Annotated in this window: 20 protein-coding genes; 8 read left to right on the top strand and 12 right to left on the bottom strand. The window is 76.0% G+C overall.

Features of this window, described 5'->3' with window-relative positions; genetic code table 11:
* Positions 1-51: 51 nt before the first annotated feature.
* The 3 genes from ABT263_RS23710 (at position 52) to ABT263_RS23700 (ending at position 2328) form a co-directional block, all read left to right on the top strand.
* Entirely contained in the window at positions 52-324 is a 273-nt protein-coding gene (locus ABT263_RS23710) for a hypothetical protein (RefSeq protein ID WP_329486033.1), read from the top strand.
* Between the two features lie 185 nt (positions 325-509).
* Positions 510-1466: an NHL repeat-containing protein gene (locus tag ABT263_RS23705; RefSeq protein ID WP_352293025.1), complete on the top strand. Its 957-nt coding sequence runs from the start codon at positions 510-512 to the stop codon at positions 1464-1466.
* Positions 1467-1659: 193 nt separating this feature from the next.
* Positions 1660-2328 carry a DUF3995 domain-containing protein gene (locus ABT263_RS23700; RefSeq protein WP_352293023.1) on the top strand — a complete coding sequence of 223 codons (669 nt, stop codon included), beginning with the start codon at positions 1660-1662 and terminating at the stop codon, positions 2326-2328.
* Between the two features lie 71 nt (positions 2329-2399).
* Here the strand turns inward: ABT263_RS23700 and ABT263_RS23695 are convergent, their stop codons facing one another.
* The 7 genes from ABT263_RS23695 to ABT263_RS23665 all read right to left on the bottom strand — a co-directional run bounded on the left by ABT263_RS23695 (position 2400) and on the right by ABT263_RS23665 (position 10705).
* Positions 2400-3848 carry a WGR domain-containing protein gene (locus ABT263_RS23695; RefSeq protein ID WP_352293021.1) on the bottom strand — a complete coding sequence of 483 codons (1449 nt, stop codon included), beginning with the start codon at positions 3846-3848 and terminating at the stop codon, positions 2400-2402.
* Positions 3849-4029: 181 nt separating this feature from the next.
* Positions 4030-4296 (bottom strand): hypothetical protein, encoded by a 267-nt coding sequence (locus ABT263_RS23690; protein ID WP_352293019.1) that lies wholly within the window; start codon positions 4294-4296, stop codon positions 4030-4032.
* An 86-nt stretch (positions 4297-4382) separates the two neighbouring features.
* A complete protein-coding gene (locus tag ABT263_RS23685; RefSeq protein ID WP_352293017.1) occupies positions 4383-4799 on the bottom strand; it encodes a hypothetical protein in 417 nt (138 codons plus the stop codon).
* A 197-nt stretch (positions 4800-4996) separates the two neighbouring features.
* Complete coding sequence (locus ABT263_RS23680; RefSeq protein WP_352293015.1) at positions 4997-6256, bottom strand: vWA domain-containing protein; 1260 nt, start codon at positions 6254-6256, stop codon at positions 4997-4999.
* A gap of 86 nt (positions 6257-6342) precedes the next feature.
* Entirely contained in the window at positions 6343-7623 is a 1281-nt protein-coding gene (locus tag ABT263_RS23675) for an AAA family ATPase (protein WP_352293013.1), read from the bottom strand.
* A 75-nt stretch (positions 7624-7698) separates the two neighbouring features.
* Positions 7699-9099 (bottom strand): hypothetical protein, encoded by a 1401-nt coding sequence (locus ABT263_RS23670; protein ID WP_352293011.1) that lies wholly within the window; start codon positions 9097-9099, stop codon positions 7699-7701.
* Between the two features lie 223 nt (positions 9100-9322).
* Positions 9323-10705: a hypothetical protein gene (locus tag ABT263_RS23665; RefSeq protein WP_352293009.1), complete on the bottom strand. Its 1383-nt coding sequence runs from the start codon at positions 10703-10705 to the stop codon at positions 9323-9325.
* Between the two features lie 210 nt (positions 10706-10915).
* Here ABT263_RS23665 and ABT263_RS23660 point away from each other — a divergent pair, with 210 nt between their 5' ends.
* Positions 10916-11827: a class I SAM-dependent methyltransferase gene (locus ABT263_RS23660; protein WP_352293007.1), complete on the top strand. Its 912-nt coding sequence runs from the start codon at positions 10916-10918 to the stop codon at positions 11825-11827.
* A 46-nt stretch (positions 11828-11873) separates the two neighbouring features.
* Here ABT263_RS23660 and ABT263_RS23655 read toward each other — a convergent pair whose 3' ends face one another.
* Entirely contained in the window at positions 11874-12506 is a 633-nt protein-coding gene (locus tag ABT263_RS23655; protein ID WP_352293005.1) for a TetR/AcrR family transcriptional regulator, read from the bottom strand.
* Between the two features lie 222 nt (positions 12507-12728).
* Between ABT263_RS23655 and ABT263_RS23650 the strand changes: the two genes are divergently transcribed.
* Genes ABT263_RS23650 through ABT263_RS23640 form a run of 3 tightly spaced genes read left to right on the top strand, consistent with a single transcriptional unit; the run spans position 12729 to position 15267 of the window.
* Entirely contained in the window at positions 12729-13487 is a 759-nt protein-coding gene (locus ABT263_RS23650; protein WP_329486046.1) for an SDR family oxidoreductase, read from the top strand.
* A 5-nt stretch (positions 13488-13492) separates the two neighbouring features.
* Positions 13493-14299 (top strand): SDR family NAD(P)-dependent oxidoreductase, encoded by an 807-nt coding sequence (locus ABT263_RS23645; protein ID WP_352293003.1) that lies wholly within the window; start codon positions 13493-13495, stop codon positions 14297-14299.
* On the top strand, positions 14296-15267 hold the full coding sequence (locus tag ABT263_RS23640) for an NADPH:quinone oxidoreductase family protein (RefSeq protein WP_352293001.1): 972 nt from the start codon (positions 14296-14298) through the stop codon (positions 15265-15267). The genes ABT263_RS23645 and ABT263_RS23640 overlap by 4 nt, the downstream gene beginning before the upstream one ends.
* A gap of 22 nt (positions 15268-15289) precedes the next feature.
* On the opposite strand, the gene ABT263_RS23635 is transcribed toward ABT263_RS23640, so the two are convergent.
* The gene (locus ABT263_RS23635) at positions 15290-16168 is read right to left on the bottom strand and encodes an NAD(P)H-binding protein (protein ID WP_352293052.1); all 879 of its coding nucleotides are present in this window, start codon (positions 16166-16168) and stop codon (positions 15290-15292) included.
* Positions 16169-16263: 95 nt separating this feature from the next.
* Between ABT263_RS23635 and ABT263_RS23630 the strand changes: the two genes are divergently transcribed.
* Entirely contained in the window at positions 16264-16677 is a 414-nt protein-coding gene (locus ABT263_RS23630; protein ID WP_329486049.1) for a winged helix-turn-helix transcriptional regulator, read from the top strand.
* A 56-nt stretch (positions 16678-16733) separates the two neighbouring features.
* Here the strand turns inward: ABT263_RS23630 and ABT263_RS23625 are convergent, their stop codons facing one another.
* The 3 genes from ABT263_RS23625 to ABT263_RS23615 all read right to left on the bottom strand — a co-directional run bounded on the left by ABT263_RS23625 (position 16734) and on the right by ABT263_RS23615 (position 20529).
* Positions 16734-17999: an alpha/beta hydrolase family protein gene (locus tag ABT263_RS23625; RefSeq protein ID WP_352292999.1), complete on the bottom strand. Its 1266-nt coding sequence runs from the start codon at positions 17997-17999 to the stop codon at positions 16734-16736.
* Between the two features lie 238 nt (positions 18000-18237).
* The gene (locus ABT263_RS23620; RefSeq protein WP_352292997.1) at positions 18238-19488 is read right to left on the bottom strand and encodes an acyl-CoA dehydrogenase family protein; all 1251 of its coding nucleotides are present in this window, start codon (positions 19486-19488) and stop codon (positions 18238-18240) included.
* Between the two features lie 12 nt (positions 19489-19500).
* Entirely contained in the window at positions 19501-20529 is a 1029-nt protein-coding gene (locus tag ABT263_RS23615) for a phosphotransferase family protein (protein ID WP_352292995.1), read from the bottom strand.
* Between the last annotated feature and the right edge of the window lie 49 nt (positions 20530-20578).

Here is a 20578-nt window from a genome sequence, read left to right as displayed (position 1 = left end):
CCGCCCCCGACACCAGGGGGCGGCCGCCCGGCTGTACAAGGGGAGGCAGGAATGGCGGAGATCCTCGGGGCGGACGGGCACACCGTGGACCTGACGGGCTACCGGGTCGAGGGGCCCGACGGGAAGATCGGCCGGGTGGACCGGCACTCGGACTACGTCGACGAGCGGCACCTGGTCGTCGACACCGGCTTCTGGGTGTTCGGCCGGGAGGTGATGGTCCCGATGAGCGCGGTCACCGCCGTCGACGAGGACCGCCACACCGTGCTGCTCTCCCTCTCGCACGCCGAGATCGACCGCCTCTACCGCACCGAGACCTCCGGCTGACCCGGCCGGCGGGCCCGGGGCCCAGGGCGGGCGGCGGCGCTCCCCCGAACAGGGGCGGCCCGAGCGGAGGATCTCCCGGGGGCACGGCGGCGCAGCACTAGGGGCGGGCCACCGGGCGTGCTCTGCTGGCGGCAGGACCGCGAGGTCCGTCCCCGCCGCACTCCCGACCGTTCGAGGAGAACCTCATGCCCCGCCGCCTCGCCGGACTGCTCGGCACGGCCACGGCCGCCTCCGCCGCCCTCGCCCTGCTGGCCGCCACCCCGGCCGTCGCCGTGGCGCCGCCGCTCACCGCGCCCCGGATCATCGCCCACTTCGACCTGGCCCAGGGCCTCCAGCCGGAGAACATCGCCCTCGAACCGGACGGCTCCGCCGACCTCACCTTCTCCTTCGCCCGCGCGATCGGCCGCGTCGACCCCGACGGGAACCTCACCCTCCTCGCCACCCTGCCAGCCCCCGCGGACCCGAACACCCCGCTGCTCGGCGCCGCCGTCGTCAGCGGTATCGCCCGCGCCCACGACGGCACCCTCTACTTCGGGTACGCGACCGGCACCGCCGATCTGACCGGGATCTGGCGGCTCTGCCCCGGCGGCGCACCCGAGCGGATCTCCGCCTTCCCGGCGGACAGCCTCCCCAACGGCCTCGCCCTCGACGAGCGCGCGGGCCTCCTCTACTCGGCCGACTCGGCGCTCGGCGTGATCCGCACCGTCCCCGTGACAGGCGGCGACCCGACGGTCTGGTCCGACGACGCGCGGCTCAGGCCCACCGCGGCCTTCGGCGCCAACGGCCTCAAGCTCCACCACCACGCCGTCTGGGTCGGCAACACCGACACCGGCACCCTTCTGCGCATCCCGCTCGGCCGGAACGGGACCGCGGGCCCGGCCGAGGTCCGCGCGACCGGTCTCCCCGGGCTGGACGACTTCGACTTCGCGGGGCACGGCGACGACGTGATCGCGGCCCTCAACAGCGGCAGCGAGGCCGCCTACATCGCGGCGGACGGGACTCATCACACCGTCCTCACCGGTGCGGACGGCCTCTCCAACCCCACCTCGGTGGCCGTCCGCGGGGACACCGTCTACGTCCCGAGCGCGGCGTACTTCACCCGGACCGACCCGAACCTGCTGCTCGCCACGGTGGAACGGTAGCGGTCGGCCGGCGGCCCGGAACAGGCCCGAACAGGCCCGGACACGCCCCGCACGGACCCCGCACGGACCCCGCACAGCACCGCCGGGAGACGGCTCAGCCGGGAGAGCGCTCACCCGGAAGTAGCTCGCGCGGGGGATGCCGATCGTCTCCGGGGAGGACGCCTCCTCGCCCCGGCCGCGCCACGGTGGAGCCATGACGATCAAGCACTGCGGGCCCGGCCCGACCCGGCCGGACCTGCGTCGGACGCCCCTACCGACCCCGGGCGGGAGGCCGACCCCGGGCGGGAGGCCGGCCACCGGCCGGCGGCCCATCCCGGGCGGGTGGGCCGGGGCGGTCGCCGCGGCATGGGGGCTGCTGTTCGCGGTACCCAGCTTCGTCTGGGCTGCGGGCAGCACCCTCGGTGCCCGGTCGACGGTGTCCCCGTCGCTGCTGAAGCTGGCCGACGACCGGGTCACCTGGTTCGTGGCCGTCCTGTGGGTGACCGGATTCCTGAAGCTCTTCGGGGCGCTGCTGGGCGTCGGCCTGACCCGCCGGCGCGGCGTCCGGACCAGCCGCCCCCTGGTGCTCTGCGGCGGCGGAGCGGCGGTGCTGCTCCTCTGGCACGGCGCTCTGTTCGTGGCCCACGGCGTGCTGGTGGAGGCCGGGGCGCTCACCCCCGCACCCGACCTGGTCGGGCTGACCCGCTGGTACCTCTACCTGTGGGGGCCGTGGTTCGTCGGCGGAGGCCTGGCCTTCGCCGCCGCCACCACCCGGTACGTCCGCCGCCACGAGGACCGGCGCGGGCTGCGGCGCTACGGCGCCGCGGGGGCGCTGGGGGCGTTGCTCCTGTCGTTGGCGTCGACCGTCACCGGGATCGGCTGACGACCGTCGCGCGGCCACCGGCCACGCGACGGTCCACGACGGCTCGGCGGGGGCGAACCCCCGCCCGCCGGTCACAGCAGGCGCTTGATGTCGCCGCGCGCCCGGTAGAACCCGCCGTTGCCCGACTCCAGCACCTCCGCCACCACGTAGCGGGCCCCCGGCACCCGGATGTCCTTGGGGAACTGCACCCGGCGGGTCCGGTCGAACCCGGCCGACACCACCCGCACCCGCACCCGGGTGCCCTCCTGGACGCACTCCACCTCGATGCCCCCGGCCGCACCGGCCGAGCCGGCCACCACCACCTCCAGTTCGGCACCCGCCACCGCCGCCTGCCACCCGCTGCCGTCCACCTCGGCGGCCTGCGGCACCTGGCCGCCCTCGGCCGCCCGGACCGCCTGCTCGCTCGCGTCCAGGCAGGCCAGCGAGCCGTCGGTGGTCACGATGTAGAGCCGGCCGTCGCGGTACTGCATGCTGTAGGCCGAACCGCAGCCCGTGCCGAGCTTCCACAGGCGGGTGCCGTCCGCGGCGAAGCAGTAGACCGAGGAGTGGTTGTCCCCGGCGAAGACGTACCGGCCGTCGGGCGAGGACGCGCAGGAGAACACCGCGGCGTCGCAGCGGTAGCGGGCGGCCTCGGAGCCGTCCGTCTTGCGCAGCCGGTGCACCCAGCCGCGCGAGGTGCCGGCGAACACCTCGTCGCGCTCCTGCCAGCCGAACAGCACCTCGCCCTCGGTCGGCGTGTGCCAGACCGGGTCGCCGCTGCGGGCCGCGTAGCGGGCGACGCCGCGCGAGTGACCGTGGAAGACGCCGTCGTCGTCGCAGCGCACCATCCAGCCGTCGGTGCCGGTGGCCTTGCGGCGCCACTGGAACTCGTCCTCGTGGTCGACGGTGGTGATGCCGCCGCGCGCGTCGGCCACGCCGAGCACCCCGTCGTGGATGTCCAGCCAGTAGATGTCCACGTCCTCGGCGATCTCGTACGCCACTCGCGGCACCTTGCCGCCCAGGTCGTACACCTTGCCGTCGTCGCACCCGGCGTAGATCCACCAGTCGTCGGCCACAATGCACTTGACCCCGTCCGGCAGCCCGTACCGGCCGGTGACCCGCCCGTCGTGGGTGAGGGTGTAGACGTCGCCGCGCTCGTTCCCGACCCAGGCGTGCTCCTCCCCGACGAAGATCCCGAACGCGGCGGCGCCCGAGCTGAAGCGCCACAGGACCGGCGCCTGACGGGCCGTCGACCCGCTGCTGACGATCGCCCGGCGGGTGACCGCCCGTCGCTGCCGCACCCCGCGCACCGCCGGGGCGTAGCCCTTGCGGACCTTCTCCCCCAGCTTCTTCGCCGCGGCGGCGGCCGCCTTCTCCACCGTCGGGTAGGAGGTGGTCTTCTCCTGGCCGCTCTCACCGATCCGCCCGTACCTGACCGTCACGACCACGCCGGCGACCCGGACCTCGTAGAACTTGTGCGCGCTGCCCGCGTCCTCGGACAGCTCCAGGTAGGTGACCTGCTCGTCGGCGGCGACTGGCATGGCAAGGGCCCCTTTCGGGCGACGTCGGAAGCGTCGTCGCACGGGCCGTACCCGCCGACACCGCACAAGCTAGCCATTGCCACCGACAACGCGACGGGCACCCCCGCCCGCGGCCCCGCGGCCGGGCTCCACGGGCGGCGGCCGTACCGACGGACGGCCGCCGCCCGGGTCGTCCGGCGGCTCAGCCCAGCCGGGCGGCCAGCCGGCGCAGGGCCGAGGAGAGGGCGGACGGCCGGGTCGACGAGCGGGCCGACGGCCCGCGCCGCGCCCGGTCGGTGTCGTACGCGGTCGGACCGCCGCCGAACTCCCTTGCAACGGAGAGCAGTTGCTCGGCGGAGGAGGCGGACGGAGCGGTCGCTGTCGGCGTGGCGGGCAGGGCGGGCGTGGTGGTGCGGCAGGCCTCGGCGCGCACCAGCGCGCCCATGGCGGTGTAGACGTCGAAGGGCATGGTGGATCTCCTGCGGTGTGAACCCGACGGTGGACACGGCGGGACCGCGCGGGGGCCCAGACCCCCGAGCACGGCCCCGGGGCCGGTCAGCAGCGCAGGACGGTGCCTCGCCCGGCCCCGTCGGGGCGGGCGGGATCGGTGCCGGGGCGGCCCGCGGCGCGACCGGGCGGGGCGCCGGCCACGAGGCCGGCCACCGTCCGTGGCGCCGGGGGCAGCAGGCCCGGCAGCGGAGCCCGGGTGTGGTGGCCCGCCCGGTGGGTGGGAGCGGTGCCCGAGGTGCTCCCGTGGTCGCGTCGGCGTTCGCCGGGCTCGGGGCAGGTGTCCGGGTCGAGCGGCAGGGCGGGCGCGGCGGGCGTCTCCTGGGCCGTCACACAGCGGTCCAGGGCGAGGCGGTGGAGGGAGTCGACGGTCCCGGCCCCGGTCAGCAGGGCGAGGACGGCGGCCAGCAGGACCGCGAGCGCGCAGCGGGTCGCGACGTCACCGTGCCGAACCGTACGCCCCATCCGCGCCCTTCCGAACGACCCCCGTCGTCCAGCTAACCGCCGCCTCCGCCCGACACCCGCCCGCCCCACCCGATGGAGTGAAGGACTTCACTCACCCGGCGGATCCGGACGGCGGGCAGGGCGCGACCCGGCGGCGGGATCGGTCGGCGGCGGACGGACCGGCCCGGGAGCGCCCGGAGGCGCCGGACCGCGCGTGCCTACCCGATCTGCACCACGGCGGCCCACTCCGGCGGGGCCTCCGGTTCGTAGTCCGGGTCCTCCTCGTCCAGGTGCGAGTCGGTCCGCGCCCGGGGGAACAGCCCGACCACCGTCCGGCACGGCGGCCGCGACTCCGGCCAGGGCGTCTGCCCGTCCGTCAGCACCACGACGACGTCCGGCCGGGACGGGCCCCGCAGCGCCCGGGCGAAACCCGTCCGCAGGTCGGTGCCGCCACCGCCCACCAGCGGGATCCCCTCGGCCCGGCAGAGCGGGTGCGCGACCCGGGCCGCCGCGTCGCACGGAAGCACGGTGACCAGGTCGCGGCGGCCGCCCACGGCCCGGGCGATCGCGGCCACTTCGAGCAGCGCGCTGCCCAGTTCGGCGTCGCTGACCGAGCCGGAGGTGTCGATCACCACGGCGACCCGGGGCGGTCTGCGACGCAGGCTCGGCAGCACGACGCCGGGCAGCCCGGCCGAGCGCCGCGACGGCCGGCCGTAGGTGTAGTCCTCGCCCGCGCCCGAGCCGGCCGCCGCCGTGCGGACCGCCGCGCCCAGCAACTCCCGCCACCGCTGCGGCGGGTGGAAGGCCTCCTCGGCCCACCGCTGCCACGCCTGCGGCGCGCTGCCCGGCCGGGCGGTGATGCCCTGCGCCACCCGGAACCGCACCGCGTCCCGCTCCTGGGCGCTCAGCCCGTGCGCGCCGTCCGGCCCGAACTCCCACTCCCGCTCCAGTCCGTCGGCGCCGCTGCCGCAGTCCAGCCAGACCAGGCTCTCGGTCAGCGGCCCGAGGCTGAACCGGCGCAGGTAGTCCTCCATCAGACCCCCGTCGGGGAGCCCGAGGGAGGTCGGGCGGACGGCGCCCTCGGGCTCGACCAGCCCGTCGCCGAAGGCATCGTCGTTGATCTCGCAGTCGGCCGCGATGTTCATCCGCAGCCGCTCCCCCGGGCCGGTCAGCCCGCGCTCCGCGGCGACCCGGTCGCTGCGCCCGTGGTGGTCCCGCAGCAGGTGCGAGACCTCGTGCACCCAGACCGCGGCCAGTTCCTCCACCGGCGTGCGGTCCACGAAGACCGGTGAGACGTAGCACCGCCAGTGCCGGTCCACCGCCATCGTCGGCACGCGCCGCGACTCCACGGTGTGCAGCGCGAACAGGGCCGTCGCCAGGTAGGGCCGGACCTTCGCCGCGTGCAGCCGGGCGGCGAACAGCTTGTCGAGGTCCAGCCCCCGGGGCCCGTCCGGCACCACCACCCGGCCCGCACTCATCGAACTCCCCGGACTCATCCGGCTGATCGGGCTCCCCTGACTCCCCTGCCTCCCCTGCCTCCCCTGCCTCCCCTGGCTCCCCTGGCTCATCGGCCCGCCTTGGCGGCGACCCGGGCCACCGACCGGTCGGCCCGGTTCGACAGCGAGACCACCCCGGCCAGCCGCTCGATCGCGGCCGGGACGTCCCAGTCCGGCCGGCGCAGCGAGGCGAGCGTGGTCGCCGGGACGACCACCAGGTCCGGGGCTCCGGTCTCGGTCGCCCGGACGAGCAGCGTCCACGCCGCGTCCCAGCGGTCCTTCTCCGGCCGCTTGCGCACGGCGGCCACCACCCCGTCGAGCACGGCCTGGCGGAGGTCCCCGCGCTCGGGCAGTTCGGCGCCGGCCGGATCGGCCAGCAGCTCCTCCGGGTCCGGGAGGTCCATCCGGTCCAGGCTCGCCAGCAGCTCCAGCCCGGGTCCGTCCCCCACCGTGCCCCTGACCAGCAGGGAGAGGACGTCCCGGGAGGAGCCGGCCGCGGTGGCGAAGGCGACCAGGCAGAGCGCCGTCTCCCAGCTCCGGGGCGACGGCCAGGCGCCGCCCCGGCGGGTCTCGTTGGCGGGCAGCCGGTGGACGAGCGCGGGGCGGGCGGCGAGCAGGCCGCAGACGGCGCGCCGGGCGAAGGCCACCGACTCCGCCAGCCGCCGCGGGTCGAGCCGCGGCAGGGTGGCCCGGGGCCACGTCCCGCCGAGGCCGCGGACCACCACGTCGTGGTCGTGCACCCACTGGAGGTGGACGAAGCGGTTGGCCAGCGGCGGGCTCAGCTCCCAGCCGTCGGCCGCCGAGGCGCGCGGGTTGGCGGCGGCCACGATGCGGACCTCGGGCGGCAGTTGCAGCGAGCCGATCCGCCGCTCCAGGACGAGCCGGAGCAGGGCGGCCTGGACGGCCGGCGGCGCGGTGGACAGCTCGTCGAGGAAGAGCAGCCCCCGGCCGGCCCGGACCAGGCGCACGGCCCAGTCCGGCGGGGCCATCGGGACGCCCTGCTGCGCCGGGTCGGAGCCGAGGACGGGCAGGCCGGAGAAGTCGGACGGCTCGTGCACGCTGGCGATCACGGTGGTCAGCGGCAGGTCCAGGGTCTCGGCCAGCTGGGTCAGGGCGGCGGTCTTGCCGATGCCCGGCTCGCCCCACAGCAGGACGGGGCGGTCGGCGGCCACCGCCAGGGTGAGCGCCTCCAGTTGGTCGTCGGGGCGCGGTTCGGTACCGGTCTCGCGCAGCAGGGTGAGCAGTGCGTCGGCGACGTCGAGCTGGGAGGCCCGGTCCGGGTCGGCGAGGGCGGCGGCCGCCGAGAACGGGACGGCCGCGGGGTCGGACAGGGACGTGGACGTGGACATGGGCATGTTCGATCACCTCGGGGTCTGAGGGAAAGTACGCGTACGTGCGGGAAGGGCGGCGGGCGGGGCCCGGGGTCAGCGGGCGGTCGCCCCGAGGGCCCCGGCGCGGCGGTCGCGCGGGCGGCGGCGGTCCGGGCTCGGGCTGTGCTCGACCAGGCCGGCCCGGAACAGCCCGTAGCTGATCCGTCGTCGCGCGGCCGACTCCAGCTCGTCCCGCAGCGCGCCGCCGCGCAGCAGGGCGTCGGGGCCGAGCAGCCCCTCGACGACCGCCAGCGCACCGGCGGTGTCGCCGTGGTCGAGCCGCTCGCGGACACCGTGGAGGCCGGCGGGGCGCCGGTGCGCCTCGTCGATGGCCTGCAGGCAGGGCAGCGGTGTGCCGGTCAGCGCGACCAGCAGCTCCTCCCGGCGGATCTCCGCCGGGTCGTGGTCCAGTGCCGTCAGCACGCCGTCGACCAGGCCGATCCGGTGCCGGGCCCCGCGGCAGTCCACCGGGCGCGGCTGCCCGGGCCGGTCCTGGAGCGGGGCCGGTCCGGCCGGCGCGTGGCCGGGCGCGAGCGCCGCGGCGACCAGCGGGTGCAGCCGGTCGGCCCCGATCGCACCGGTGCGGAGCAGATCGAGGTCGGGGAGCACCCAGGTCGCCGCGTCGGGCAGCACCGGCAGGACCGGACCGGCACCGCCGACGGGCGCGGCGACGATCCGCCGGGCGGGCGGGCCCGGGCCGTCCCCGTCCGTGACGGGCTCCAGGAGCAGCCGCCGCCGCGCTCCCAGGCGGATGTCCACCGGCCCGGCGGCGCGCCCCTCGGCGGCGAGCAGGATGTCGGCCTCGGCGGCCCAGCGGTCGACGGCGCAGCGGAGCCCCGGTGCGCCCGGCAGGGGCGGCGGCTCGCCCCGCGGTCCGGGCTCCCGGTCCGGCCGGGAGCGGCCGTCGGCGCCGGACCGGTGGCGCAGTTCGCCGCTGCGGTGGGCGTCCCACAGGTGGCGGTGCAGGTCGAGGCGGAACCGCCGGTCGGGGCGGGGGTGGGGGTAGCGGGAGGCGCCGGCCGCGCGGTGGGAGCCGTCCCAGAGGGCGAGGCTGATCCGCTGGCCGGCGTCCGCCCAGGCGGGCGGCGTCCGGGCGACGAGCCGCACCGGGGGCCCGCCGTCGGGCCGGTGGGCGTCGTAGCGGGCCAGGGCGACCGTCAGGCCCGGGCGCAGCAGACCGTCCGGGGCGATCCTCGGCAGATGCCAGCGGAGCAGGTCGGGGGCCAGTCCGCGCAGGTCGGCGCGGAGTTCGGCGGCGAGGGCCCGGCCGTGGGTGCGCGTGACGGTGCGCAGGTCGAGGTCGACGTCGATGTTCGCGGCGGCGCAGGCTCCGGCCCAGTCGCCGGCCTGCCGGCGGGCCGTCGCGGTCTCGATCATGGACGGCGGCACGGCGAACTCGCGCACGCGCAGCCAGAGGGAAAGGCGGGAAGGCGTGTCCGCGGTCGAAGTGAGCATCAGCACTCACCTTGCGCGGACGGGGCCCCCAATCCGAATGCGGAAGGAGTAGTCATCGCGGGGAGCGTAGCGCTGGTGCCGTCGGGCTGTCAGCCGCTTTTCCGCGGGCCTGCCCCGACGGCCGGACGCGACCCGACAGACCGGGCGCGACGCGACGAACCGGGCGACCCGACAGACCGGGCGTGCCCCGGACCGACCGGTCCGGGGCACGCCGTCGGCTCGGCTACGGCACCTTGGCGTCGGGCAGCCGGACGCCCTTCACCAGGCAGTCGCGGAACTCGTACCAGGGCGCGGGGCCCGTCCAGCGCAGGAAGCCGGCGGCCCCGGTGCCCTCCGACCGGTTGGCGAACCGGCTGCCGTCGTACAGCAGCTTGCCGGCGGTGGTCGCGGTGCCGGAGGTCACCTGGTGCGACCCGAGCAGGGCGCAGTCCTGGTAGCGGATCACCGGCCCGCGCGAGGGGTTGACGGCGTCGAAGCGGTACACGTGGGGGACGACCGTGTCGTCCACCCAGGACTCGAACGAGCGGGCCGTGTCGTCGCAGGACACGAAGGTGATGCTGCCCTTGTACCAGGAGGAGTCGATCACCTTGTGGCCCGGGCCGCGGATCTCGAAGCGGATGCCCTGGGCGTACAGGCGCATCACCGAGTCGGCGCGCGGCGAGTTGGCGCCCAGCTTGAAGAAGGTGCCGGTCGACTTGGCGTCGACCAGGATGTACGACCCGCCGATGAAGTTCATCGAGCCGCCGCGCTCGTTGCGCACGAAGACGCCGGACTGGAACTCCACCTTGCAGTCACGGAAGGAGAAGTTGAGGAACTGGTCCTGCTGCTGCTCGGTCGGTGTCCCGCCCATCACCAGGAAGGCGTCCGCGTAGCTGCCGCTGATCTGGCAGTGGTCCCAGCCCATCTCGCTGTTGAGGTTGGAGTTGGCGGTGGGGCCGTCGAGGACGATGCCGGCCTTCCAGGTGCCGCGCCAGTCGACGTCGGTGTACCAGGTGTCCTGCACGCCGAAGGTCTTGGAGGAGTACGAGTAGTTGAACGTCGCGGTGGCGTCCTGGCTCTCGAAGGTCAGGCCGCTGATCCGGATGTTCCGGTAGCGGTCCATGTTCCGCCAGAACACGGTGTCGCGGACCGTCGGCGCGTACACGATGCGGGAGAGGCGCTTGCCGAACCCGGTGATCGAGATGCCGTCGATGACGCTCTGCTTGGTGCGGTCGGTGTTCTGGGTGGCCGGCAGCAGGCTGTCGGGCTGGGTGAGCAGGTAGGTGCCCGGCGGGATCAGCAGGACCTTCCCCGGGGTGACGCCGGTCTCCGGCGCACCGGCGAGGACCTCGGCCACGGCCTCGCGGAAGGCGGTGTCGCTGGGCGTGGCCCCGGTCGGGTCGGCGCCCTTGGCGACCACGTCGACCACGTACCCGCCCGCACCGGCCGCCACCGCGGCGGGCGCGGCGAGGGCGCTCTGGCCGCCGAGCGCCAGGCTCCCGGCCACGGCGCCCGCGCCGGTCAGCCCGGCGAGCAGGGCGCGCCGGCCCGGACGGCGCCCCGGGTCGCCCTCGCCCTCGGGCCCGGAGGCCCCGGACCGCGTGCCGTGCGTGGAATGTGTGGACATCGCCAACCCCCGTCGATCAGAACTGTCGGGGCCACGACCCTTGAGTGGATCATGACCGAACATCGTGATCATCTGGCATGTCCCGGCCCCGGCACAAGACTCCGGACCGCCCGGATCGGCCCGCCCGGCCCGACCGGGCCGTCCGGGGCCCCGGACCCGGGCCACCCGGGCGGGCGCACCGGACGGCGGGCCCGGTGGGGCGTCGGTAGCTTGGGCGGGACAGCCGCGGCACGGAGCAGCTGGGCCGCGCAGCAGCGCAAGACCGGGCAGGTTCAGATGGTCAGTGGCGAACTCGATCTCACCGGGCTCCGGCGGGTCTACGGGCGCCCGGGGAGCAGGCTCTTCTACACGCTCGTCTGTCGCAACGCCCGGCACTGGGGGTGGACCGAACCGGGCCAGTCGAAGTGGCGGTGCTGGCAGGCGCAGCGCCGGCTGGAGGGCGTCCTCGGCCGGAAGCTGTCGCTGCCCGCCGGGTCACGGGTGCTGGACGCCGGCTGCGGTGCCGGGGTGGTGGCGCGGCAGCTGGCCTCCCGGTTCGGCCTGCGGGTCACCGGCGTCGACGTGCTGGACTTCCACGTCCGCGAGGCCCGCCGGCTCAGCGCCCGGGCGGCGCTGGAGGAGCGGACGAGCTTTTCCTGGGGCGACTACCACGACCTGGAGTTCCCGGACGGCTCCTTCGACGGCGTCTACTCGATGGAGACCCTGGTGCACGCCTACGACCCCGAGCGGGCGCTGGCGGAGTTCCACCGGGTGCTGCGGCCGGGCGGGCGCCTGGTGCTGCTCGGCCCGGTGGGCGCGCCGCCGGAGGAGATCAGCCCCGAGGGGCACGCGGTGCTGGACCCGTTCATGGACGCGATGGTCTTCCCCGGGGCCAAGCGGTACGACTCCCGCAGCCTGAGCGTGCTGCTCGCCCGGGCGGGATTCCGGGTCGAGGAGGCCCTGGACGCCACCGCCCGCTACCGGCCGACCTCCGACGCGCTCTACGCCTACTTCCGGCTGCCGTACGCCCTGCTGCGGCTGTTCGGCCCGGCCGAGAAGTGGCTCAACCTGCGGTCGGTGGTGGAGATGTACCAGGTGCGGGAGTACGTCTCGTGGTTCGTGCACACCGCCGTGAAGCCTTAGCCCCGCGCCCTGCCCGGGCCCCGAGCGTCCGACCCGCGCCCCGCCCTCAGGCGACCCGCGCGCCGAGCATCCGCAGCACCAGCTCGCCGTAGCGGCGGCCGAGTTCCTCCGGGCTCTCGCTGCTGCGGTCGGTGTACCAGCGGGACACGTCGATGCCCAGCGAGGTGACGGCGCGGGCCGCCGTGCGGACCTCGGCGACCTCGAAGGCGCCGGCCGCGACGCCCGCCGCGATGAGGGAGCTGACCTCGCGCTCGATGTCCAGCCGCAGCGCGGCGACCACCGTGTAGGCGTCCTCGGGCAGCGCGTGCAGCTCGTAGTTGACCACCCGGCCGACCGTCCGCGCCCGGGCGTGCCAGGCCGTGAACTCCTCCACCAGGCGCCGCATCCGGGCCACCGGCTCGCCCTCGCCGGCCACCGCGTCGCGGACCAGGGTGAGGGTGGCCGCGTGGCCGGCCCGGCTGATCTCGGCCAGCAGGGCGGCCTTGGAGGGGTAGTGGATGTAGAGCGCGGCCGGGCTCATCCCGGCGGCGGTGGCGATGTCCCGGGTGGTGGTGGCGTGGAAGCCGCGCTCCGCGAAGGACTCGACGGCGGCCTGGAGCAGCCGGAACGCCGCCTCGGGGCGGGCGTCGGCGGCGCCGGGCAGGGCCGGCCAGAGCTCGGCGATGGGCGTGCTGGTCATGGCGCCATCCTCGCAGATGAGTCGTACCGGAATTCCGGCTGCGCCGGCCGGGAGGCCCGGCCGACTGTTGACAGGGTCCCGCACCGACAGCATGCTAAGCAAGCGCTTAGTCACGAGCCCGGTCGGGTGGTCCGTCCGGCCGGCCCGGCAACCCTTGGCGGCCGGGCCGGCCGGACGGCGCGGGACCCGACAACTCCGCAGAACCGTGCGAAAGGACCCTCCGTGGTGCACTCCTTCAAGGGCCAGGTGGCCGTCGTCACCGGATCCAGCCGGGGCATCGGCCTCGGGATCGCGCGCGAGCTGGTCGCCCGCGGGGCCCGGGTCTGCCTGACCGCCCGCACCGCCGAGCCGCTCGCCGAGGCCGTCCGCGACCTGGGCGGCCCCGAGGTCGCCATCGGCGTCGCGGGGAAGGCGGACGACCCGGCCCACCAGGACGAAGCGGTGGCCCGCACGATGGAGGCCTTCGGCCGGCTGGACCACCTGGTCAACAACACCGGCATCAACCCGGTCTTCGGCCCGGTCCTGGACACCGACGAGGCGGCCGCCGCCAAGATCCTGGCCGTCAACGTGCTCGCCCCGCTCGGCTGGACCCGCCGCGCGCACGCCGCCTGGATGGGCGAGCACGGCGGCTCGGTGGTCAACGTCGCCTCGATCACCGGTATCCGCGCCTCCCTGGGCATCGGCATGTACGGCGTCTCCAAGGCCGCCCTGATGCGGCTGACCACCGAGCTCGCCGCCGAACTCGGCCCCCGGGGCATCCGGGTGAACGCGGTGGCGCCGGCCGTGGTCAAGACGAAGTTCGCCGCGGCGCTCTACGAGGGCCGCGAGGAGCAGGTCGCCGCCGCGTACCCGCTGGGCCGCCTCGGCGTCCCGGAGGACGTCGCGGGCGCGGTCGCCTTCCTGCTCTCCTCCGACGCCGCCTGGATCACCGGCCAGACCCTGGTCGTCGACGGCGGCGTCACCCTCGGCGGCGGGATGTGACCGCCGTGACGGACGAACACGGGAGCCCGGCCGCCGAGTACGCGGGCCAGGGCGTGGTGGTCACCGGCGCCGGGCGGGGGATCGGGGCCGCGCTGGCCCGCGCCTTCGCCGCGGCCGGTGCCCGGGTGGTCGTCAACGACCTCGACGCCGCGGCCGCCCGGAAGGTGGCCGCGGACTGCGGCGCCGCCGCGGTGCCCGGCGACGCGGCCTCCGCCGAGGGCGTCGCCGCGCTGGTCGACGCGGCCCGGGCGGCGCTCGGCGACATCGACGTCTGGTGCGCCAACGCCGGCGTCGCCCCGGTCGGCGGGGCCGGCGCGCCGGCCGCCGCCTGGGCGAGCGCCTGGGAGGTCAACGTGCTCGCCCACGTACGCGCCGCCGACCTGCTGCTCCCCCGCTGGCTGGAGCGCGGCAGCGGACGGTTCGTCGCCACCGTCTCGGCCGCCGGGCTGCTCACCATGCTCGGCTCGGCCCCGTACGCCGTCACCAAGCACGGCGCGCTCGCGTTCGCCGAGTGGCTCGCCGCCACCTACCGCCACCGGGGCGTGCGGGTGCACGCCCTCTGCCCGCAGGGGGTGCGCACCGACATGCTGGCCTCGACCGGCGCGGTCGGCGAGGCCCTGCTGGCACCGACCGCGCTGGACCCGGAGGACGTCGCCGGGGCCCTGCTGACCGCGCTGCGCGAGGACCGCTTCCTCGTCCTGCCGCACCCCGAGGTCGCCGAGTACTACGCCGCCCGCGCCACCGAGCCGGACCGCTGGCTCGGCGGCATGAACCGGCTCCAGCGGGAGCTCGAAAGGAACGAGGCGCTGTGAGGGCCTGGCAGGTCACCGAGCTGGGCGAGCCGCGCGAGGTGCTGCGGCTGGCCGAGGACGTACCGCGCCCGGCTCCCGGGCCCGGGCAGCTGCTGGTCCGGGTGAAGGCCGCCGCGGTCAACTTCCCGGACGCGCTGATGGTGCGCGGCCAGTACCAGGTCCGCCCGCCCCTGCCGTTCACCCCGGGTGTCGAACTCTGCGGCGAGGTGGTCGCGGGCGAGCGCGCCGGGGAGCGGCTGATCGGCACCCCGCTGCTGCCCGCCGGCGCCTTCGCCGAATACGCCCTGCTGGACGCCGCGGCGGCCTTCCCGGCCCCGGCGGCGCTGGACGACGCGGAGGCCGCCGCCCTGCACATCGGCTACCAGACCGCCTGGTTCGCGCTGCACCGGCGGGCCGCCCTGCGGGCCGGCGAGACGCTGCTGGTGCACGCGGCGGCGGGCGGGGTCGGCAGCGCCGCCGTCCAGCTCGGCCGGGCGGCCGGCGCGCGGGTGATCGCCGTGGTCGGCGGCCCCGCGAAGGCGGCCGTCGCCCGCGAGCTCGGCGCCGACCTGGTGGTGGACCGGACCGCCCAGGACTTCACCGCGGCGGTCAAGGAGGCCACCGGCGGGCAGGGCGCGGACGTGGTCTTCGACCCGGTCGGCGGCGCGGCCTACACCGGCTCCACCCGGTGCGTCGCCTTCGAGGGCCGGATCGTGGTGGTCGGCTTCGCCGCCGGCGAGATCCCGGCGCCCGCGCTGAACCACGCGCTGGTGAAGAACTACAGCATCCTCGGGCTGCACTGGGGCCTCTACAACACCCGTGACCCGCAGGCCGTGCTGGCCGCCCACGAGGAGCTGACCCGGCTGGCCCGGGCCGGTGTGGTGCGACCGCTGGTGAGCGGGCGCCTCCCGCTCTCCGGGGCGGCCGAGGCCGTCCAGCGGGTCGCCGACGGCCGCAGCACCGGCCGGCTGGTGGTGCTCGGGGAGTAGCACCGGCGGGGCCGCGCCCCGGTCACCCGGCCGAGTCCGCGGCCGCTCCCGCGCCCTGCGCGATCACCTCCAGGGCCGGGCGCGGCGGGCGGCCGAGCAGGGCGGCGAGGTCCCCCGGCTTGCCCGGCCCGGCCAGGAAGCCGTGGGCGATCGCCGAGTACGTCCCGGCCACCATCGGCACCTGGAAGTCCGCGGCGCCCGAGGCCGCCACGGCCGCCCGCGCCCCGGCCAGCGTGCCGGGCCGGTACTCGACCGTCCGTCCGCCGGCCCGGGACAGCGCCGCCGCGACGTCCGCGCCGCCCACCGCCTCCTCGCCGACCAGCTCGTAGACCCGCCCGGCGTGCCCGGCCGGGGCCAGCGCCACGGTGGCCGCGACCTCGGCCAGATCCGCGCGGGCGACCGCCGCCAGCCGGCCGTCGCCGAGCGGCGCGGTGATCACGCCGTCCCGGTCCGGCGCGGCCAGCGAGCCCAGCAGTTCGGCGTAGAGCCCGTTGCGCAGGATCGTCCAGCGCAGCGAGGCGGACTCGCGCAGCCGCCGCTCGGTCCAGCGGTGCGCCAGCGCGTAGGCCAGGTGGTCGCCGTCGCCGGAGAGACTGGTGTAGACCACGTGCTCGACGCCGGCCCGCTCGGCGGCCTCGATCGCGGCCCGGTGACGGGCGATCACCACGTCGTCCTCGCCGTAGCCGGCCGAGATCAGCAGCAGCGTCCGCACCCCGGCGAAGGCGGCCGCCAGGGTCCGCGGCCGGTCGAAGTCCACCGTCCGGACGGGTACGCCGGCCGCCGGGGTCCGCTCCGGGGTGCGGCTGCCGGCCAGCACCCCGTCGAGCCCGCCCGGCAGCGCGGCCAGCCGCTCCAGCACCAGAGCGCCGAGTCCTCCGTTGACACCGGTGACGAGAAGCACCACGACCTCCAAGATCGGTTCCGGGCCCGCGGCTCTCCGCACCGCCCGGTGACCATCCTCGGTACCCTGACCGTTCGGCGTAAGGAGGCACTTCGATGTCAGTGGGGCACACCGCGGTAACCACCCCCCGGCCGGTGGTCTGGTGCGAGGACGGCGTGGACTGCGGGATCCGCGGGCTGCTGGACCGGCTCGGCGACAAGTGGTCCGTCCTGGTGGTGGTCGAACTCGCCCAGGGCGTCCGGCGGTTCCGCGAACTCCAGCGCGCCGTGCCGGGCATCTCGCAGCGGATGCTGACCCTGACGGTACGCCGGCTGGAGCGGGACGGGCTGGTGTCGCGGACCGTCCACCCGACCGTCCCGCCGCAGGTGGACTACGAGCTGACCGCGGTCGGCCACAGCCTGACCCATCTGATCCGGGCCATGGTGGACTGGTCCTACGACCACCACGACGCGATCCTCGACTCCCGGCGCGACTGGGACGCCGCCAACCCGGACTCCGAGATCCGCTGACCGCGCCCGGGCCGGTGCCGCCCCCGGCCCGCCCCCCGGGCCGCCCCGGGCCCGTGTCAGCGGGCGAACTCCATCTCCGGGAAGCGCGGCGAGGGCCCGTCCAGCAGGTGGTCGTCGTGCCCGCGCAGCCACCGGTCGAAGAACGAGGCCACGTACGCCCGGGTGGCGAGCACGGCCCGCTCCGGCCGGACGTCACCGACGTCGGCCCGCAGCGCCTCGCCGTCCACCGCGCCCTGCCGGGCGAGTTGGGGCAGCAGCGACTGCGCGTCGGTGTACGAGCCGTGCTGCGAACCGGCCAGTGTGACGTCGGCGCGCCAGCCCCGGCTGTGCTGCCAGAGGGCGTCCCAGCCGGGCTGGTGGTGGTAGTCGCCGGAGTCCGCGCTGTGGGTGCCCATCAGCAGGAACGGGCGGTCCAGACCGTCCTCGGCGACGCTGCTCAGGAAGACGCCCTCGCCGGTCGGCCCGGGGAAGTGCAGCTGGCCGTCCATGTTGACGCCGGCGGTGACGCGCGGGTCGTCGTGCATGGTCTGGACTGCGGTGAAGCCGCCGGCCGAGTGGCCCACCATGCCGATCCGGGTCAGGTCCAGCGAGCTCCCGAGACCGGCCGGGAGCCGCCGGTCGGTGCGCAGCGCGGCCAGTTCGTCCAGGACGAAGCGGGTGTCGTCGACCCGGGCCCGCATCGCCTTGCGCAGCAGGGCGCCGATGTCGAGGTCGGGCGTGCCGAGCATGCCGGGGAAGACGGACGTGGCCAGGCCGCCGTCCGGGAAGGCCACCTCGGAGGCGTCGTAGGTGTGGTCGACGGTGACCACCACGTAGCCGCGCGAGGCGAGGTCCTCGACCAGGCCGGTGCCCCAGGTGCGGGGGTCGCCGAGCCCGGCCGAGTAGAGCACCACCGGGCGCGGGCGGCCGCCGCCGGGCAGGGCGGGCGCGTCCTGGCGGGCGTGCGTGCGGATCGCCGACCAGTCCGTCCGCCCGCTCGCCGCGCGGTAGTTGAAGACGGCGGCGCCGCCGTCGCCGCCGAAGTGCTCGGCGGCGCCCGGCTCCATGGAGCGGGCCCGTTCGTCGCCGACCGCGGGGCGCGAGGTCGGGTACCAGAGGCTGATCATCAGTTCCCGGGCCCGCCCGGGCTGCCACGGGTCCGCGCGCCCGGCGTCGGTGAGGTGCAGCGAGGTGGTGCCGACCGGGTACGGCCCGGTGGGCTGCGGCAGCCGGGCGCGGGCCCGGCGCTCCGCCACGGCCGGCGCGTCCAGCGCCGCCGCCGGCGCGACCGCCGTGCCCAGCACCGCCGTGGCCGCCAGCAGCGCCGCGATCCCGGTCCGCACGCCCGGCCCCGACCCCCGCCTGCGCGTTGCACCCCGCACGACGTCCCGCGTCACTCCCCGCATGGCTCCCCCAGCTCCTCACCGTCGACGGCCGCCGCCCACCGGCCCGGCCCGTAGCGTGACCGTACGGGCCGGGGTGGTGCACGAACGTCATACCGCGGAGCCAATTGCCGCCGTGCTACCGCGGTATGACACGCCGGGCGCGGTGCCCGACGGTCACCCGCCCGGCGGCCCGCGCCTAGCGGTCCCCGGCCCGGTGGCGCTTGAGCTCGCGCCGGGCCAGCGAGCGCTTGTGCACCTCGTCCGGTCCGTCGGCCAGGCGCAGTGTGCGGTTGCCGGCCCAGAGCTGGGCGAGCGGGGTGTCCTGGCTGACGCCGGCCGCGCCGTGGGCCTGGACGGCCTTGTCGAGGATCCATTCGACGGTGCGCGGGGTGGCGATCTTGATGGCCTGGATCTCGGCGTGCGCGCCGCGGTTGCCGACGGTGTCCATCAGCCAGGCGGTCTTCAGCACCAGCAGCCTCAACTGCTCGATACGGACCCGGGATTCGGCGATCCAGTCCTGCACCACGCCCTGCTCCGCGAGCGGGCGCCCGAAGGCCACCCGGTCCAGCGTCCGGCGGCACATCAGCTCGACGGCGCGTTCGGCGATGCCGATCGCCCGCATGCAGTGGTGGATCCGGCCGGGCCCGAGCCTGGCCTGGGCGATCGCGAAGCCGGAGCCCTCGGCGCCGATCAGGTGGCCGGCCGGGACCCGGACGCCGTCGAAGTGGACCTCGGCGTGGCCGCCGTGGTCGGCGTCGTCGTAGCCGAACACCTTCATGCCCCGCCGGACGGTGACCCCGGGGGTGTCGCGCGGGACGAGGATCATGCTCTGCTGACGGTGCGGCTCGGCGCCGGGGTCGGTCTTGCCCATCACGATGAAGATCCGGCAGCGCGGGTTCATCGCGCCGGTGATGTACCACTTGCGGCCGGTCACGACGTACTCGTCGCCGTCGCGCTCGATCCGGGTGGCGATGTTGGTGGCGTCCGAGGAGGCGACATCGGGCTCGGTCATCGCGAACGCGGAGCGGATCTCGGCGTCCAGCAGGGGCCGCAGCCACCGCTCGCGCTGCTCGGCGGAGCCGAACTGGGCGAGCAGCTCCATGTTGCCGGTGTCCGGGGCGGCGCAGTTGAGGGCGGGCGGCGCGAGCTGCGGGCTGCGCCCGGTGATCTCGGCGAGCGGCGCGTACTGGAGGTTGGTCAGGCCGGCGCCGCCCTGCCCCGGCCGGTCCGCGTGGTCCGCGTGGTCCGGCAGGAAGAGGTTCCACAGGCCCTGCTCGCGGGCCTCGGCCTGCAGCTCGGCGACGATCGGCGGCACGTCCCAGGCGGGCCGGCCGGGGTCGGCCAGCTGGGCCTCCAGGACGGCTTCGGCCGGGTACACGTGCCGGTCCATGAAGGCCAGCAGGCGCTCGCGCAGCTCTTCGGTCCGGGCGTCGTAGGCGAAATCCATCGGTCGGTGCTCCTACCGGGCGGTGAGGGTGGTCAGGCCGTGTTCGGCGAGGACGGGTGCGATCTCGGCGGCCCGCTCGAAGCCGGCGCCGAGGGTGCGGCCCTGCCGGAAGCGGAAGTGGATGCCCTCGGCGACGACGGCGAGTTTGAAGGAGGCGAAGGCCACGTACCAGTCGAGGTCGGCGGCGGCGCGTCCGGTGAGTTCGGCGTACCGGGCGACGAGTTCGGCGGCGGCGGGGAAGCCGGGGGCGGTGGCGGCGGAGGGGATGATGCCGCCGCCGACACCGGCGAGTTCGGTGTACATCACCAGCAGGCCGACGTCGGTGAGCGGGTCACCGAGGGTGGACATCTCCCAGTCCAGGACGGCGGTGATGGCGTCGTGCCCGTCGACGAGCACGTTGTCCAGCCGGTAGTCGCCGTGGACGAGCGCGGGCGCCGGGGAGTCGGGCAGCCGGGCGGCGAGCAGCTCGTGCAGCCGGTCGACGCCGGGCAGGTCGCGGCTGCGGGAGGCGGCGAGCTGGGTGGACCAGCGGCGCAGCTGGCGCTCCAGGAAGCCCTCGGGGCGGCCGAAGTCGGCGAGGCCGACGGCGGCCGGGTCGATCCGGTGCAGGGCGGCGAGGGTGTCGACCAACTGCTCGCCGAGGGCGTGGACGCGCTTCTCGCCGAGGGCGGCGAGCGGGCCGGCGTCGCGGTGCGCGGTGCCGGGGACGTACTCCATCAGGTACCAGGGCGCGCCGAGGACGTCCGCGCCGGTGTCCAGCAGCAGGGTGGCGGGGACGGGGACGCCGGTGCCGCGCAGGGCGGTCATCACCCGGTGCTCGCGGCCCATGTCGTGGGCGGTGGCCAGCACGTGCCCGAGCGGCGGGCGGCGCAGCACCCAGCGGGAGGTGCCGTCGGTCAGCAGGTAGGTGAGGTTGGAGCGGCCGCCCTCGATCAGCTCGGCCCGCAGCGCGCCCCGGACGGTGCCGGGCAGTTCGCGGTCCAGATGGCCGCGGAGCCGGTCGAGGTCCAGGCCGGGCGGGTCGGCGGGGGTGTCGGGCATGGGCTCACTCTCCTGGTCAGCGTTTCTGACTAAGCGCTTGCTTAGCATT

It is taken from the genome of Kitasatospora sp. NPDC001603, from assembly GCF_040298365.1.
In the GTDB taxonomy this organism is placed as follows: Bacteria; Actinomycetota; Actinomycetes; order Streptomycetales; family Streptomycetaceae; genus Kitasatospora.
This window is presented reverse-complemented; position numbering and strand designations above follow the sequence as displayed.